We start from the raw sequence: 16,151 nt of genomic DNA on the forward strand, positions 1-16,151 counted from the left end.
GGCTCGTATCGGTAAGTGCAGCCTGTCCCTACGATTGGACGAGGAAAACCAACGTCTCCGGTATTACGCCGTCATACTTCATAGCATCTGCGGCCGGTTCAGTTTGCATAAAGGCCGTCAATCGATCCATATCCGCAACATCCATTACCAAGCCGACCCGGTTTGACTTCTGGGGATCAACAAACGTACGGATGTTCGTGACGCCAACTCCTGCGAAAACTTCTTCGCGCTTTGGTGAGGCAAGCCAGTGTTGAGTATCCTTGACCTCATGATGGACCATAATTGTAGGCATCGACCTCTCCCTTCCAGGCTCCCCACCCGAAAGGGCACTGTATAACATTCGATGTTGGTTGTCTCTGCGGTGGGAGGATAATTCCAACTCGAGCCTAATCGGTTGACGCCTGAACGCTTCAAGCATGCCTGGTCTTTCTGCGATGGTGCAGCTGGAACTGACGGCCGCACTAGAATGCGGGGGCTTCCTTTTGCGACTCTGCGTGAAGACAACTGATGGTCATTAGACGGATAGGAGAAACATTGCTCGCCTGATTAACATAGAATTTCTGACGGAAAATTTCGTCAGGCTTCGTCTTACAGTAGACAGTCCTGACGCCTACCCTCAAATGTTAAAGAGGCCGTGTCCGGAACAAAAAGGTGGGCTTGCTGTTCGAGCTTCATAGCTTCACCCCATTTTCCGGGAGATTTATCGATGCAAGACAACCCAACAGACCAGTACGATTCCGCCCACTCTGAAGAACGACCGAGCACCCCATTGACCGGTGTCGTCGAAAACGAGACAAGCTTCGAAGGGGGACTTGTGGGACAGCGCCGCCGACTGGCTTTCGGACACATGGGATCAAGTAAGCGATACCGCGGCCGGAATATCTGGTAAGACGAGCGAACATGCGCGAACGGCTGGGAGAGAAAACCCAGGCGGCGGGTGCTTCGGTGCGCAATCAGACCAGTGTTCTTAACGAAACGATCGTTTCCCATTTCCGAGACCAACCGCTCGTCGGAGGTGCGCTTGCCTTTGCCGTAGGCGCAGCTATCGGCGCGGCACTTCCCCCTACAGAGGTGGAAGACAAAGTAGTCGGCGATGCTGCCGAGCGCGTCAAGGAAAGCGTTTCGCAAAAGGCTGACGAGTTATTGGAAAAAGGTAAGGAAGTAGCAACGGACGCCTACGACCAAGCGGTCGGTGTTGCCGACGCGGTCTACGATGTAGCGTCGGAACGGTTGAAGAGTGATAAAGATTATGCTCCGGTGCGCGAGCGTCGGATTTACGAACATTGATCCTTCTCGAGGAAAGTTATGGAGTATCCGGAGGGTTATAAAACCTCCGGATACTTATTTATGTGTTCCTTCGAAACATCCTGGCGACCGCAATCAAAATACACGCGCCGATGAAGCCAGCGACCAAGTATCCCAACCAACCGCCCAGCACCACCCCAAACACCGAAAGGATTGCGTTGGCGATTACGGCCCCGACAATGCCGAGGACAACGTTCATAACCAAGCCCATTTGGCTTTTCATGAACATCTCCGCCAGCCAGCCCGCCAGTCCACCGATTATGATTGCTGCAATCCAGCCAATTCCCGCACTTTCCATAATTTTTTCCAAACTTTCGCTAAAAGTTGCGGACAACAACCCCGGGGGAGCTCGCGTGGTTCCCAGTAAACAGAGATTGTTTACAGTCGGCTCGGGTGTCCCATTAGCTTGGCGCTCGAACTTCCGACGCTAAGCGTAGAGGATTCAGGTTGTTCGCGCTCAGGGAGCCGCTTGTCGGACTTAAATGGTGGACGCTCGGCGGTAACGAGTTGACCAGTTGCTGCAAGTTCTGACTGTACGCTCGTAAACGCGTGGCCTGCCCGAACCACAATAAATAAATTGATTGATTCGGAATCCCCAAGCACCGGCCCTATATTCCCGGCCATGGATTACGAGGATTACAGGGCATTCCAGCGAGTGCAGGTGTTCGGAAGGCAGCCGGGCCAGCTTGTTAGCGTGTCATCTGCCTTTGACGCTGCAAGGTTCGTGCTCGAGCAGTGGCCGGATGAGACCGGCCCGAAGCACCTAATGGCACGGGAAATATTGCTCAAGTGCCTTGAAGGCAGTTGTTCGGCCACCGTGGCACGTGTTGCCTTTATAGAAGCCGCGAGGGAAGCCGGCATTTATATGGAAGCCGAACCCTTGCGGACGGCCTATACCGGCAAGCCAGAGATAAAGTGGGGAAAGCGGAAGGCGGCACGTCGTAGTTGACTATGCGCAAAGTAACGTGCCGACCGGCTTCGATTACTCTGGATAGGACTCAACGCCCTCGGGCACCGATTTATTGAAAAGAATGAATACCAAGGGGTTTCCGGGCTCCGACATTGCATCGCTGCGCTGGCCTGTTATCTCACCGGCAACGCTGCTCGTATACTCCGCAACAACCTCGCCGAAGCTATTACGCTGGATGGCCACTTTTTGTCCGGCTTCAACTTTGTCGTTAAGTTTGACCAAATGCTCAACCAGCCCGCCTGCGGTCGCCAGGACCGGGAACGCGCTGTTACCGACAAAGACGGTCACATCCTTGCCTGTACGCCCCATTGGCCCGGCGATGATGCCATGATGCTTGAGGACGTTCGTAGTGCCTTCGACGAAGAGGGAGCTCATCTCCCTGTCGAGGACGCGCGCAGCACCGATTTCCGGGGTAAACGACGGAATGCCCACGTCCATGAACGCGTTGTGCAGAACGCCGGGATAAACGTGATTGTCGAAAATCTGACCGACTGGGTAGAGCTCCACCATCGCCTTGACCTCCGGCACATCCATGCCGCCGAGGTTAAATGCAGTGACTTCAAATCCAGTTGTCCCGGTGTGAAAATCGATCGCGAAGTCGGCATTCGGCCGCAACAGCCGGTTGAACAAAAGCCCGGCGTGCCGGCTGGGTGCGGTGGCACCGTTCTCGTTCCCGGGCCACTCGCGATTCATATCGATGAGATCGATGCCTCTGCCCTGATTGGGCCATCTCCGCTGCATGCTTTCCAGGGCGGGACGGGAGATGTCGGTGACCGCCATCACAGTACCCGACATTTCCGCAGGATTGAGCTGGTTCATCACTGTCTGGACCGTATGCACAGAACTCATCTCATCACCGTGCACGCCACTTGTCAGGATGCCGCGCTTCCCGGGTTTTGCTCCCTTGGCCACCGTCACAGACACATACCAATGCTGTCCAGTCGGCATCTCAACACCCTGAAAATATAAAAGGTGCTTCTTGCCTGGCTCCAGGTCATTGACGTCGAGCGCACTGATGACCTTTTTGCCTTCGATAACATCGCCAGTGTAGACGGTTCCAGATGCCGGATTGGCAGGGGGTGTGGCTGCAGCCTGAGCATCCGCAGCGCCAGCGTTGACGGCGAGCGCAGCCGACGCGCCGACTGTGGCAATGGATGCGATCATGAAATCGCGGCGATCGAGGCGGCCTTTCGATTTGTACGACATGAGGAATCGTCCTTTGTCATCTGAGAAACTGCGTAAGAACAATTACGTACACGTGGTCACAGGTATCTTCCGCAACCTAAACCACAACCAGCTACTCGAAAAGTTGCATTATTTCTGTGGAGCTATGCGGAGGTGTAAAAGTGGTGGGGTAGGTCCAAAAGCAAAGAACAGCCAACCAAATTGACTGGCGCCCGGCGCTTTGCGAGTGCCGGGAAAATTAATTCATAAGGCGGAACGACTACTGTTTGAGAAGGTTAGCTCTTAAACGATAGGAGCTACCGACATGCGTGCACTTTGCTGGCATGGAAAGGGCGATGTCCGAATTGACACTGTTCCCGATCCCAAGATTGAACATCCACGTGATGCGATCATCAAGATAACCCGTTGTGCGATATGCGGGTCCGATCTGCATCTGCTCGACGGCTACCAGCCCACAATGGAAAAAGGCGACATTCTCGGCCACGAGAACATGGGTGAGGTTATTGAGCTTGGTTCTGACGTCACCAATCTGAAAATTGGTGATCGCGTTGTTGTACCTTTTACAATCAGCTGCGGCGAATGCTGGTTTTGCAAGCACGGAATGTTCTCGTGTTGCGATCGCACCAATCCCAACGCTGAAATGGCTGTCAAAGCCATGGGGCACTCGCCCGCAGGCCTATTCGGGTTCAGTCACATGCTTGGTGGATATAGTGGCGGCCAGGCGGAATATCTGCGCGTTCCGATGGCGGATATCGGGCCTATCAAGATTCCCGACAGCGTGACGGACGAACAGGCCCTGTTTTTGTCCGATATTTTCCCGACCGGATACATGGCCGCTGAAAATGCGCAGATCGAGCCGGGTGATACGGTTGCGATTTGGGGATGCGGACCGGTTGGTCAGTTCGCCATCCGCTCCGCGCTGATGATGGGCGCTGGGCGGGTTATTGCGATCGACGAAGTTCCGGAAAGGCTTGCGATGGCCGAAGAGGGTGGAGCAGAGACGATCGATTTTTCCAAGACGGATGTCTACGACGAGTTGATGGCAAGGACCGACAAGCGCGGACCTGATAGCTGTATTGATGCTGTCGGCTGCGAGGCCTCCGGCCATGGTGCGACGGACGCAATAATCGACAAGGTCAAGGCCGCGACCTACCTTGCTACTGATCGGGTCCACGTCCTTCGCGAAGCCATCATTAGCTGCCGCAAGGGCGGAACCGTCTCGATACCGGGTGTGTACGTCGGTATGGGTGACAAGATTCCACTTGGTGCCGCGATGAACAAAGGGTTGACCTTCAAGATGGGGCAGACACACGTTCAGAAATATACGAAACCGTTGCTGGAGAAGATCGAGGCTGGCGAAATAGATCCGAGCTTTGTCGTTACACATCCCTCGGCACTGGAAGATGCGCCTGAAATGTACAAGAAATTCCGCGACAAAGAGGATGGCGTAATCAAGGTGGTGCTGCGTCCATAGTACTGTGCCGCACATCATGAGGACCTAGACGGGCCCGCGTGTTTCTTGACTAAAATTAACGCAAGCCCGCCACTTCGGTCGGTTCCAACCAATGCGTTTTACTTTGACGGATTGGCGGTACAGTGAGACCGCAGGGACCGGCCCTTGGCTTACAACGTACTTCGAGATTAGATATTTCATAATCGTCGATTGACGATCGCCAGCACGATCGCGCGCGTCGGCACAATCACGAGCTTCTTTGCCTCACGTTGATGCCAAAACCATGCTGTGGAGATTGTTCAACGCGAGCGGAAACTAGCCCAGCGTGCGAGAAAATTACGTACCGTGGCGGACGATGGGAGCGCTTCCATGGCGATTGAAGACAATTCCGTACGTTGCTTGACCTTTTTGGTGAGGCCGTGGGTGAATATCGGCGCGGCTCGTCCTCCAGAGAAGACATCATTCTCTATTTCATCTACGCTCGATCCAGTTTGGAGGACTATCACGTTGGGTCATCTATCGATCGCGGCAATCAGCGCCTTGATGCTTGTAAGCAGTGAGCCATCCACGCCTGGAGCGTCGGTGGGCGCGGGCAACCCCTATCCGATCAGCAACTACAAGTGCGAGGACGGCACGCATCTGGCAGTACGTCTCCTCGGCGATCGCGCTTCGGTATCCGTCAACGGCGCGACAGCGGTCGAGCTGCCCTCCATGGGGCCAGAAGGAACGACTTTTTCGAATGGCCGACAGACGCTGAGTATCGTGCAGGGGAAGCTATCGTGGGGCGTTGGCCGGGCCGTGCTGTCCGAATGCACTGGAGGTTGAGCGCTTCGCCGCCAAGGCTTGATCGATCTTGCTCAAGCCGTCGCAATCAGAGGTGATACAGCCGGCAGCCCCTTCGCATCATGCTTCATCGGGATTTCGATCTTCACCGGTGAAGACGACTGAGGTAACACGCCCGTGCGGAGGGCGCGCTTTCGGTCGCGCGTCGATCGCGCGCGCAGCGAGAAAGAACATTCTCACATTCGCTCCTGGCTCAATATTGGCGCTGCGCTGCACCGGCCGGCCTCGAAGCAAGTGCCGCGACGGAAGTCACGCTTGGGCGAAGGTTACACCCCCAGATCGCCAAGGCACGTCATCCCAAACTCGACAAACCGTACACCTCGCTCATCTTCCAGCCTATGCTCGAGGTCATCGACTATCTGAAACAGAACGGCTTCAAGGTGTTCATCGTATCCGGCGGTGGTATTGATTTCATGCGTCCCTGGACTGACAAAGTCTATGGGATACCAGCCGAGAATGTAATAGGATCAAGTATCAAGACCAAATACGAAGTTCGTGACGGGAAGCCTGTAATCATCCGCCTGCCGGAGATCGACTTCATCGACGATAAGGCAGGCAAGCCGGTTGGCATCAACAGATTCATCGGGCGGCAGCCGATTGCAGCGTTCGGCAATTCCGACGGTGACTTCGAAATGCTGGAATGGACGACATCCGGTTCCGGCCGGCGGCTGGGCTTCTTGTTCACCACGATGACGGAGAACGAGAATACGCCTATGATCGCAAGTCACACTTTGGCCGCCTCGACCGTGGTCTGGACGAGGGTCCGAAGCGAGGATGGACCATCGTCAGCATGAAGACCGATTGGAAAAGCATCTATCCCGAATAGGTTGGACTTGTGCCGATCAGGCCAACCAGAATGTGAGGAGAACCATGATGCCATTTCACAGGAATGCGATTGCTGTCATCGCAACGGCCGCCCTGATGCTGTCGTCGGCACCATGGTGCAGCGCCTTGGCTCAAACCCAACCTGCGCCGGCAACGGCGACGGCCGCGATTGAAGAGCCATCCTTGCTGACGGAGGACGAACTGGAAACGCTTGTTGCGCGCATCGCCCTTTATCCCGATGACCTTGTCGCGCTGGTGCTCTCCGCAACAGTCAATCCATTGCAGATTGTGCAGGCCGCCCGGTTCATGGACCAGGTCAAAAGCAAGCCCGAGCTGAAGCCCGATTCCAGTTGGGATGGCAGTATCGTTTCCCTGCTCAATTATCCGACCGTTCTGACCATGATGAACGACGATCTCGAGTGGACCGAACAGCTTGGCGAAGCTGTCGCCAACCAGCAGAAGGATGTCCTCGTCGCAATTCAGCAGTTGCGTGACAAGGCGGTAGCGGACGGCACGATCAAATCGGACAGCAAGGTGATCGTCGAAACGAAGAATGACAATGTCATCATCCGGCCGGCGCAAAAGGAAGTAACCTACGTTCCGACCTACGATCCGGTCATTTTGACCAACCCGACCTATGTCGCGACCGCGCCGATCGTCTACGGCGACCCGTATCCTTCCTATTATTATCCTTACGCTCCCTATTGGAGCGGCTTTATCACCGGTGCGGTCTTTGGCGCAGCGGTGGATTGGGACAACTGGCATTCCTGGGGCGGCGATGACATCGATATCGACATCGACAACATCAACCGCAACGACTTCAACTTCGACAGGAACAACATCAACAACCTCAACTTCGACAGGAACAAGTTCAATTTCGATCGTGATTCCGTCGCCAATAACATTCGCGAGAATCGGGGCAACCGCCTCGATGTGAAAAACAATCTGCAGAACCGCGAGCGGACGGGTAACCTGGCCGGCGCGAAATCCAAGATCCAGGCCAGCGATATCCGGCGCGACGTGCAACAAGGCCTTAAGCAAAAAGGCGGCGGCAACATCGCCAATAAGGTTCAGGGGCAGGTTGCAAACCGCGATATCGGGCAGAGAGCAGGAGCCAATCGCCCGAACACGGGTCAGGTCGCCAATCGGGACCGACCCGGCAATGCGGGAGGCAAGATCGCTAATATCGACCGGGACAAGGTCGCCAACCGACCGGGCAATGCGGGCGGGCAGCTCAAGAATGCCAACCGTCCGACCAACAGGGCGGCCGGGCGCATTGACAACCGTCCGAGGCAGCCAAGCGCGCTGGGCAACTACGGTGCCGGCCGCGGCACGCGCATTGCATCGCAGCGTGGCAATGTCAGCCGCAATGTCGGCGGCGGAGCGAGGGTCGGGCACGGCGGCGGCGGACCGCGCATTTCCCATGGCGGTGGAGGCGGACGGCAGGGCGGCGGCCGAGGTGGCGGTGGTCGAGGCGGCGGGCGCCGTTAAGCTCGAACGATGCCAACCGAGTTTCGTTTTGAAGGGATTTCAAAATGTATCGCACAACTCTGAAAATGTTCGTCCTCGCGGTAGTGCTTGCAGCGCTGCCCGTGACGACGTCGTTCGCGGCGGAGCAGTCGCTCCAGCGCTTCGTCGGCCCGGAGGCAGAAACCTTCAAGGATCCGGGCGAGGCGCTCGATGCGCTGAAGAAGGGGCTGGAAGCCAAGGATGTCGACGCTCTGGCAAAATTGCTCGGACTGAATGCCGAACAGGCCAGGAAATCGGAAGATTTGGGCGAGCGTCTCGCGGAACTGCAGCAGGCATCGAAGGAACGCACGGAACTGAAAGATCGCGATGACGGCGCCAAGGAAGTCATCCTGGGCAGCCGTGTCTGGCCGTTTCCGTTTCCACTGGTGAAGCACGATGTGGGATGGCAGTTCGACACGGTTGCAGGTCTTGAGGAAATCCTCTCCCGCCGGATAGGCGAAAACGAGTTGCAGGCGATCCAGACGGCTCGCGATGAAGTTCGCGCCCAGGATACCTACGCCGAGGAAGATCATGATGGGGACGGCGTTCTTGAATTTGCGCAAAAACTCATCAGCGAGCCCGGAAAACAGGACGGCCTCTATTGGAAATCTGATGGCGGCGAAGAAAGTCCAGCCGGCAGCTTTGCCGATCCGGCCAAGGTCGAGGGTGCAGCCGCATCGGACCATGGCTATTTCGGCTATCGCTATCGCATCCTCAAATCGCAAGGCAGCAATATTGCCGGTGACAAATACGATTTCGTCATCAACGGCAACATGATTGCCGGACATGCCTTGATCGCCTGGCCGGCAATCTATGGCGAGACCGGTGTGATGACCTTTGTCGTCAGTCATCACGGCACGGTCTATGAAAAGGAGCTTGGCCCGCAAACCGCCAAGCTGGTCAAGCAAATCAACGTCTTCAATCCCGACAAGACCTGGGAGGAAGTCGAAGAATGAGTGAAGCCAGGGTGCGCATTGGCAAACAAGTTGCTCGCAGCGAAAGCACGCTTACTCAACCAAGCGCTGCCGCACAACGGAACGACGCCACAAGCCGGGCAGGTATGGTACGCATCGACGCGAAGACATTCCTGATGGGATCCAACGACCATTATCCGGAAGAGGCGCCAGCGCATCCCGTATACGTTGACGGGTTCTGGATCGATATCATGCCGGTGACGAACAGGCAGTTCCTCGAGTTTGTCAATGCTACCGGGCATGTGACTGTCGCGGAGAAAAAGCCGGTTGCCGCGGACTATCCCGGTGCGGCGCAGAAAAACCTCCGGGCGGGTTCGATGGTCTTCATCGCGCCGTCGCACATCGTCAGCAAGCCTGATATCTATCAATGGTGGAACTACCTGCTTGGCGCAAGCTGGCGCCATCCCTATGGCCGCAAAACCAGCATCGCCAGCATCCTTGACCATCCCGTCGTCCACGTCGCCTATGATGACGCCAAGGCGTACGCGGCCTGGGCGGGCAAGGAACTTCCGACCGAAGCCGAATGGGAACTTGCCGCGCGGGGTGGACTGGAGGCTGCGGAGTATGCCTGGGGAAGCGAATTTATCCCCAATGGCCAACACATGGCGAACACGTGGCAGGGCCGTTTTCCCAACGAGAACCTCGAAGAGGACGGATTCTACCGAACCTCACCGGTGGGGCATTTCCCGGCCAACGGCTATGGCATTCATGACATGGTCGGCAATGTCTGGGAGTGGACAGTAGACTATTGGTCGGATGCCCATCCGGAGCCGGCCGCGAAGGCCTGTTGCATTCCGGAAAATCCACGGCGTGCCGAAGCGCAGGCGAGCTTTGATCCCAATCAACCAGAAATCAAGATTGCCCGCCGGGTTGTAAAAGGCGGTTCGCACCTTTGCGCGCCAAATTACTGCCGCCGCTATCGGCCGGCAGCACGCCACGCGCAGCAGGAGGAATCGGCGACGACTCATATCGGTTTCCGCTGCATCGTCAGGCCATAGCCGGATCGAACGCGACTTGCGGCCGGCTGCGCGTTAGTTCCATAATACGTCTTATGCCGCAATGGTGCTTGTAGCGAGTCGCCGGCCGTCACTGAAATCGCTTCCCCGACGAGCTGTTGATTGTGAAGTGTCGCGAAGAAAAAGAACTGACGGCTCGGGGTGTTTTCGTCCATCGCCCATCCATTGTCAGGATCGCATACGATAGTGATTTGGCCGGTCGCTTGATTGCCGGCCTTGTAAACACCCAATCCTTTATCATCCGTGGCAACCCATCGAGCAGCCAGCGCATTGGCCGAGGCGAGTGAAAGCAGCAACAAGCTTGTTAAAACGGAACGCGGGCTAAACATATTTTTCCTAGTTCGCTCAATATTTTGCAATATTATCCAGAGTGGCAGTAACGGGCGCTCGAAGCAAATAGCCATCAAAGCGGATATTCAGCGGATCGCGCAATTTGCGAACCGCCACAATCGTATCGTGGCGAACCTGAGAATCAACGCCCTTGATGGTCGTACTAGAATGTCGATTTAACCGCCTGAGCAACACTGAAGCCGCACCAGGGAGGGAACCATGGCAAACGCAGGCAAAGACATGAAGCTTGAAGTCGTCGTCCTACCTGTTTCGGATGTCGATCGCTCGAAGGAGTTTTACTCGCGCCTGGGTTGGCGGCTCGATGCCGACTTCATCAGGAGCGACGGATCACGAGCCGTGCAATTCACCCCACCCGGTTCGCCAAGTTCTATCCACCTCGGCGCCTCATCCAGCCTTTTCCTGGTCGTTTCCGACATCGAAACGGCGCGCGCCGATATTGCCAGGCGCGGCGTCGACGTCAGCGACGTGTTCCATCGTGGCGACGGTCCAGACCGGGTCAGCGGCCCGGACCCGGAGCGACGCAGTTATGCTTCCTTCGCATCGTTCGGCGATCCTGACGGCAATAGCTGGCTCGTGCAGGAAGTCACCTCACGCCTGCCCGGGCGCGTGGACACCAACAATACCATATTCAACTCGTCCATCGAGCTTGCTGCCGCCCTGCGACGGGCAGCCGCTGCACACGGCGAACACGAGAAACGTGATGGCGGTCGGCATGATGAGAATTGGGCAGACTGGTATGCTGAGTACATCGTTCGCGAACAGGCCGGCAAGGAACTGCCGAGGTGATTTGCGGCGTGGATGACGCCAGTTTGCCAAACGACGAGCGCGGAACGTTCCGCCGGCGCGTTATCGACACCGGTGCCAATTCAACGAATACACGGACTGGTAACGACGTTTTCTATATCAAGCCCGATCGCAACGAACGGCCTTGTCATTTATCGGTCCTCCATAGAGTTTGTGGGGGCTGATTTTGGGGGAATCGATGACCGGGCTGTTGATAAAACTTGACTATGAAGAAGAGCGTCCAGCGGCGACATCAGACACAACGCCATGAGGCATTCTTGCCAATCCTTTTCTTTGGGAGATGTGTAGATGTGGCGGCTGGTTCCGATGAAGTATCAGTTCGGCCTGGTTCTCGCTGGCGTGGTGCTGAGCTTCTACCTTGCCCAAAATGCATATGGATATGTGTTCGGTGACATGCCCGCGACCCCTGAAAAGTGGTCGCTCTTATTTCTGGTGTCCGCGGCAATCCTTGCTGGTCTGGTACAGTTGATTTGGAGCCTCGCCTGGCATTGGCTTCCCTCGCTGCAGCGCCACACCTTTCCTAATCTCAATGGCACATGGACCGGCCAAGTGGTCTCGACCTATTCCGATCCGGCGACAGGAATTCAGGTGCCGCCTATTCAAGTCGCGATTGCCATACGGCAGGGTTTCTTCTCCACGTCGGTTACGTTCAAGTCCGGAGAAACGAAGTCGCAAACGACGCAATGTTTCCTGAAGCCTTTCTACCAGATCGGCAAGTTTCGTATCTGGTATATCTACGATACCGACCCCCAGGCGCAGTTTCGCAGCCGCAGCATGCCGCATGAGGGCGTGTGCTACCTCGACCTCTATTTCGATGAAGACAGAAACAAATTGCGGGGGACCTATCATACCGAGCGCAAGACGACCGGCGAGATCGTCGTCGCACGGTCCTTCAACCGGCAGCGCTAATCGAAACAGAGGCACGGCAGGCCGTCGGCAAGCGCCGACGCGCCTACCCTCCCCTAACGAATGCCGGCGCGCAGGAATGCCTGGATGAATTGTCGCTGAAAGATCAGGAAGGCGATCATCAGTGGAGCGACGACCATGATCGTAGCCGCGCTGATCGTCGAGATATTGACGCCGCTCTCCGGTGCGCCGAACAGCGACAGACCGACGGTAACTGGCCGCGTTTTGGCGGAATTGGTGACGATCAATGGCCACAGGAAGTTGTTCCAGTGCGTCGCCACCGAGACCAGCGCATAGGCGAGGTAAACCGGCTTCGCGGCAGGAACGTATACCCGCCAGAGCACGCCAAGCCAGCTGCAGCCTTCGATGCGCGCGGCTTCCTCGAGTTCGACCGGAACCGATTTGAACGCCTGGCGCAGAAGGAAGATGCCAAAGGCGCTGGCGACGTAGGGCAAGCCCATGCCCGCAATCGTGTCGAAGAGGGAAAGGCGCGAAATCATCGCATAGTTTTCGACGATCAGGACTTCCGGCAGGATGAAGAGCTGCAGCAGGACGAGCATGAAAACGAGTTCCCGTCCAATGAATTCGAAGCGTGCGAATGCATAGCCGGCAAGGGTGCAGAGGATAAGCTGGCCGACCAATGTGAAGCTGACCAGGAGCAGCGTGTTGCGAAAGTAAAGCCCCCAGGGCGCGGCATTCCAGGCGTTTTGATAGTTGTCCAGCGTCGGTGCGACGCTGCCGCTGAAGTCGAGCGCATGGCCGGACGGCATCAACGACGCCCAAACCGCAAAAAGCAGCGGCGCGATCCAGATCAGGGCCAGGAGCCACGCTCCAGCGGCATCAAGGAATACGCGCAAAGGTTGTATTGCAACCGACCAATTGGCGATCTCAAGCGTCAAGCTTAAATGGCGCAGGCCCGGTCACTCCGGCAGGGCAAACACCGGGCACGGCATGGCAATGCCGCGCAATTTGTGATCCCCAAGCGGCACGAGCGGCCTTGTCGTTTCCGCGGCGAATGCCCCTGACAGCAACACCTTATGGCCGAGTGGACGGCACAGGCCCTCCAGGCGGCTGACAAGATTTACGGCGGAGCCGATCGCGGTGAAATCGAGCCGGTCGGCGGTCCCGATATTTCCCCAAAGCATCTCGCCGAGATGCAGCGCGGTGCCGAAGGACAAGGGCTGCAATCCTTTGGCGCCACGGGATCGGTTCAGATGGTCCATGCCCGCACGTGCGGCGACGACGGCATTCAGCGCCGCGTCACAGGAAGCAGCGGCGTTTCGCGTTCCGATAGGAAAGACAGCAAGGACACCGTCGCCGATAAACTTCAGAACCTCGCCGTCAAAGGCGTGGACGGCCCCGGCAATCCGGTCGAACCAGGCATCGAGGGCGGCAATCACATCCTTGGGTTCCGAGGTCTCTGACAACTCGGTGAATCCGCGCAGATCGGCATAAAGCAGCACTGCCCGGATGGTTTCGCCGCGTTCCCGTCGTGAGCGGCCGGCCAAGACCCGCGCAGCGCTGCGCTTGCCAAGATACGCTGTCAGCAACACGGCAAGGGTCGAACGCGTTGCCAGTAATGCCAGAGGGGTAGCGGCAAAGCGCGCTACTTCCCGGAGCAACGCCGACTCAGCCGGGCTGAACGGCTGCTTGGCGGCCCAGCCCAGTATCGCACCGTCAGTGGAGCCGCCGGTAAAATCCACCTGCACATGCGTGCCGATACCCGTCAGCCAGTTGCGCGCGAGTTCGGCGGGATCAGGGTCGGCTGGGCCAGCCAGGCCGAGCGCCTCGATAACCTCTCCCGTGTCGGCGCGCCACAGGAAGGTGCGTTGTTTGATGATAGGGTGCGGTGCCGATAGCGTAAGCGTACCGCCGGCCAGCGGTATATTGTCGGCGGCAAGGTGTGCGGCGAGTTCCTTCAGCAGGGCAGCGCCATCCTGGAACTGAATCGCGTTGTCTATCAGGAAGGAAAGTGAAGATGGCAATCCCATGCGTGTCACTATGGAACGGCATTGCGCCTCTGTCATGGGATTTGATCCTTGTCTCGGGCCGCGATTGGCTTAAATTACCACTCAAGGTTGAATGAAATGCGCGATTGAGGGAAGCCGACGATGACCGAGACGCTTCAACGGGAAATCGAGATAGCAGCGCCGCAGGCAACAGTTTTCGCCTTCTTTACCGATCCTGACAAGATCCTGCGCTGGATGGGCACCAAGGCGACGGTCGACCCGCAGCCAGGCGGCATCTATCTCGTCAGCATGGATGATGCGCATACGGCCCGCGGCCATTTCACCGAAGTTATCCCTGTGCATCGTCTTGCCTACAGCTTTGGCTGGGAGGGAAGCGACACGGTGCCGCCTGAGTCCGGTCTCATCGAGATCGACCTTATAGAAAAGGAAGGCGGCACTTTGGTGCGTTTCACCCATGGCGGCCTGCCGGACGAAAAGGAAAGAGCCAGCCACGAAAAGGGCTGGAACCATTATCTGGACCGGCTTGCCATCGCAGCGGCCGGAGGCGACCCCGGACCGGATATGTCTGTCGAATAACTGCCTAGAACGACCCGAGAACCGTTCCAAGGCCGATAACGGCAACCAGGGCGATGAGCGCGCCGACAATTGCAGCCATGACGATATCGATATAGCTCTCCTTGTGCGACGAACCGCATACGGCGAGCAACGTCACGACCGCACCATTGTGCGGCAGACTGTCGAGCGTGCCTGCGCCGATGACCGCCACGCGATGCATCAGACCCGGATCGAGGCCGATCTCCTTGGCGATCGTCATATAGGCGGGTCCGAGCGCATCGAGCGCTATCGTCAATCCGCCCGACGCGGACCCGGTCAGAGCGGCGAGGATATTGGTCGCCAGCGCCAGCGACACCAGCGGGCCGCCTTCGATGCCGAGCACCCAGTTCTTGACAACTTCGAATGCTGGAAGCCCGGCAACGACAGCGCCGAACCCGACGAGGCTGGCAACGCTGAGGATCGGCAGCACCGAAGCATTGGCGCCGGCATCCATCGTCGCGCGCAGGCTCGGCAAGCGCCTGTGGCTGGTCGCGATAAGAACCAGGATGGCCGTCGCCAGCGCCACGATCACAGACCATACGCCGCCAACTGCCGCAAGCGACGTGCTTCCCCATCCGGCGTCCTGCAGGAAGGACACGTCCATCCTCGGGAGGACCACGAAGGACATGATCAAATTGGTCAGAACCACGACCACCAGCGGCAGGGCGGCCAGCCGGAACGATGGCAGGCTGCTCGCATGGCCGCCACGCTTGATCTCGCCTGGATCGAACTCCCGGGCCGTGGTTGCGCGCTCGCGAACAAGTTCATCTTCGGCAGCATCGTTGGGGTTGATGGAGCCGGCGTAACTGTAGCCCTCCCCTTTCAGCCTGGCTCTGGCTTCAGCCCGGCTGAGCCACCACATGCCGAATGCCAGCATTATGGCCGAAGCAATCAACCCCAGACCCGGTGCGGCAAAGGCGTTGGTGCCAAAAAAGGGCATGGGAATTGCGTTCTGGATTGCAGGGGTTCCCGGCATGGCCGACATGGTGAAGGTGGAGGTTCCGAGCGCGATGGCGGCCGGCATCAGCCGATGCGGTATATTGGCTGCTTTGAACAAGGCGTGTCCCATGGGCGCCAGCACGAAGAAGGCGACAAACAGGCTGACGCCGCCATAGGTGATGAAGGCTCCCGCGAGCACAATCGCAAGGATTGCGCGCTGCGTGCCCAGCTTCTCGGTCATATAGGCGGCGATCGCTTCGACGGAGCCGCTTGATTCCATAAGCTTGCCGAAAAGGGCGCCGAGCAAAAAGATGGGAAAGAACTGTGCAACGAACTGGGCGGCGTTGCTCATGAATGTCTGCGTCCAGTTTGCAAGCACCGGTTCGCCGGCAAGCAAGGCTGCCAGAAGCGCGCAAAGCGGAGCAAGGAGCAAGATGCTCCAGCCGCGATAAGCAAGCCAGATGAGCAGACCGAGCGCGATCAGGATGCCAAGAATGCCCATCGGAA

Annotated in this window: 17 protein-coding genes and 1 pseudogene; 11 read left to right on the forward strand and 7 right to left on the reverse strand. The window is 57.5% G+C overall.

Features of this window, described 5'->3' with window-relative positions:
• Positions 1–28 precede the first annotated feature (28 nt).
• Positions 29–292, reverse strand: a complete 264-nt coding sequence (locus tag GF108_RS19835) for a hypothetical protein (RefSeq protein ID WP_153670066.1) — start codon at positions 290–292, stop codon at positions 29–31.
• Positions 293–900: 608 nt separating this feature from the next.
• Here GF108_RS19835 and GF108_RS19840 point away from each other — a divergent pair.
• Positions 901–1,287 carry a hypothetical protein gene (locus GF108_RS19840; RefSeq protein WP_153670067.1) on the forward strand — a complete coding sequence of 129 codons (387 nt, stop codon included), beginning with the start codon at positions 901–903 and terminating at the stop codon, positions 1,285–1,287.
• 58 nt (positions 1,288–1,345) lie between these two features.
• On the opposite strand, the gene GF108_RS19845 is transcribed toward GF108_RS19840, so the two are convergent.
• Complete coding sequence (locus GF108_RS19845; protein ID WP_091924058.1) at positions 1,346–1,603, reverse strand: GlsB/YeaQ/YmgE family stress response membrane protein; 258 nt, start codon at positions 1,601–1,603, stop codon at positions 1,346–1,348.
• A 324-nt stretch (positions 1,604–1,927) separates the two neighbouring features.
• Between GF108_RS19845 and GF108_RS22805 the strand changes: the two genes are divergently transcribed.
• Positions 1,928–2,254, forward strand: a complete 327-nt coding sequence (locus GF108_RS22805) for a DUF982 domain-containing protein (RefSeq protein WP_153670068.1) — start codon at positions 1,928–1,930, stop codon at positions 2,252–2,254.
• A 33-nt stretch (positions 2,255–2,287) separates the two neighbouring features.
• Here GF108_RS22805 and GF108_RS19855 read toward each other — a convergent pair whose 3' ends face one another.
• Positions 2,288–3,481, reverse strand: a complete 1,194-nt coding sequence (locus GF108_RS19855; protein WP_153670069.1) for a succinylglutamate desuccinylase/aspartoacylase family protein — start codon at positions 3,479–3,481, stop codon at positions 2,288–2,290.
• Positions 3,482–3,764: 283 nt separating this feature from the next.
• On the opposite strand from GF108_RS19855, the gene GF108_RS19860 reads away from it, so the two are divergent.
• From GF108_RS19860 to GF108_RS19885, 6 genes and pseudogenes are all read left to right on the forward strand, one after another.
• Positions 3,765–4,934, forward strand: coding sequence for a zinc-dependent alcohol dehydrogenase (locus GF108_RS19860; protein ID WP_153670070.1), 1,170 nt, complete (start codon positions 3,765–3,767; stop codon positions 4,932–4,934).
• Positions 4,935–5,420: 486 nt separating this feature from the next.
• A complete protein-coding gene (locus GF108_RS19865; protein ID WP_210386109.1) occupies positions 5,421–5,738 on the forward strand; it encodes a hypothetical protein in 318 nt (105 codons plus the stop codon).
• A 206-nt stretch (positions 5,739–5,944) separates the two neighbouring features.
• Positions 5,945–6,582: pseudogene (locus tag GF108_RS19870) on the forward strand (HAD family hydrolase).
• 47 nt (positions 6,583–6,629) lie between these two features.
• Positions 6,630–8,072: a DUF3300 domain-containing protein gene (locus GF108_RS19875; protein ID WP_246664038.1), complete on the forward strand. Its 1,443-nt coding sequence runs from the start codon at positions 6,630–6,632 to the stop codon at positions 8,070–8,072.
• Between the two features lie 44 nt (positions 8,073–8,116).
• Positions 8,117–9,046, forward strand: coding sequence for a DUF2950 domain-containing protein (locus tag GF108_RS19880; RefSeq protein WP_153670072.1), 930 nt, complete (start codon positions 8,117–8,119; stop codon positions 9,044–9,046).
• A 104-nt stretch (positions 9,047–9,150) separates the two neighbouring features.
• Positions 9,151–10,062, forward strand: coding sequence for a formylglycine-generating enzyme family protein (locus tag GF108_RS19885; RefSeq protein WP_153670295.1), 912 nt, complete (start codon positions 9,151–9,153; stop codon positions 10,060–10,062).
• Here the strand turns inward: GF108_RS19885 and GF108_RS19890 are convergent.
• Positions 10,029–10,484: a hypothetical protein gene (locus GF108_RS19890; protein WP_153670073.1), complete on the reverse strand. Its 456-nt coding sequence runs from the start codon at positions 10,482–10,484 to the stop codon at positions 10,029–10,031. The two genes, GF108_RS19885 and GF108_RS19890, sit on opposite strands and share 34 nt — an antisense overlap.
• 145 nt (positions 10,485–10,629) lie before the next feature.
• Between GF108_RS19890 and GF108_RS19895 the strand changes: the two genes are divergently transcribed.
• Positions 10,630–11,217, forward strand: coding sequence for a VOC family protein (locus GF108_RS19895; protein WP_153670074.1), 588 nt, complete (start codon positions 10,630–10,632; stop codon positions 11,215–11,217).
• 306 nt (positions 11,218–11,523) lie between these two features.
• Positions 11,524–12,144, forward strand: a complete 621-nt coding sequence (locus GF108_RS19900) for a hypothetical protein (RefSeq protein ID WP_153670075.1) — start codon at positions 11,524–11,526, stop codon at positions 12,142–12,144.
• A 53-nt stretch (positions 12,145–12,197) separates the two neighbouring features.
• On the opposite strand, the gene GF108_RS19905 is transcribed toward GF108_RS19900, so the two are convergent.
• Together GF108_RS19905 and GF108_RS19910 are read right to left on the reverse strand one after the other, a co-directional pair.
• Complete coding sequence (locus GF108_RS19905) at positions 12,198–12,998, reverse strand: carbohydrate ABC transporter permease (RefSeq protein ID WP_246664039.1); 801 nt, start codon at positions 12,996–12,998, stop codon at positions 12,198–12,200.
• Between the two features lie 63 nt (positions 12,999–13,061).
• Positions 13,062–14,168 carry an adenylate/guanylate cyclase domain-containing protein gene (locus tag GF108_RS19910; protein WP_246664040.1) on the reverse strand — a complete coding sequence of 369 codons (1,107 nt, stop codon included), beginning with the start codon at positions 14,166–14,168 and terminating at the stop codon, positions 13,062–13,064.
• Positions 14,169–14,252: 84 nt separating this feature from the next.
• Here GF108_RS19910 and GF108_RS19915 point away from each other — a divergent pair, with 84 nt between their 5' ends.
• Positions 14,253–14,687 carry an SRPBCC domain-containing protein gene (locus tag GF108_RS19915; RefSeq protein WP_153670077.1) on the forward strand — a complete coding sequence of 145 codons (435 nt, stop codon included), beginning with the start codon at positions 14,253–14,255 and terminating at the stop codon, positions 14,685–14,687.
• 4 nt (positions 14,688–14,691) lie between these two features.
• Here the strand turns inward: GF108_RS19915 and GF108_RS19920 are convergent, their stop codons facing one another.
• On the reverse strand, positions 14,692–16,146 hold the full coding sequence (locus GF108_RS19920; RefSeq protein ID WP_153670078.1) for a GntP family permease: 1,455 nt from the start codon (positions 16,144–16,146) through the stop codon (positions 14,692–14,694).
• Positions 16,147–16,151: the final 5 nt, after the last annotated feature.

It is taken from the genome of Phyllobacterium sp. SYP-B3895 (genome assembly GCF_009647635.1).
Lineage (GTDB): Bacteria > Pseudomonadota > Alphaproteobacteria > Rhizobiales > Rhizobiaceae > Phyllobacterium > Phyllobacterium pellucidum.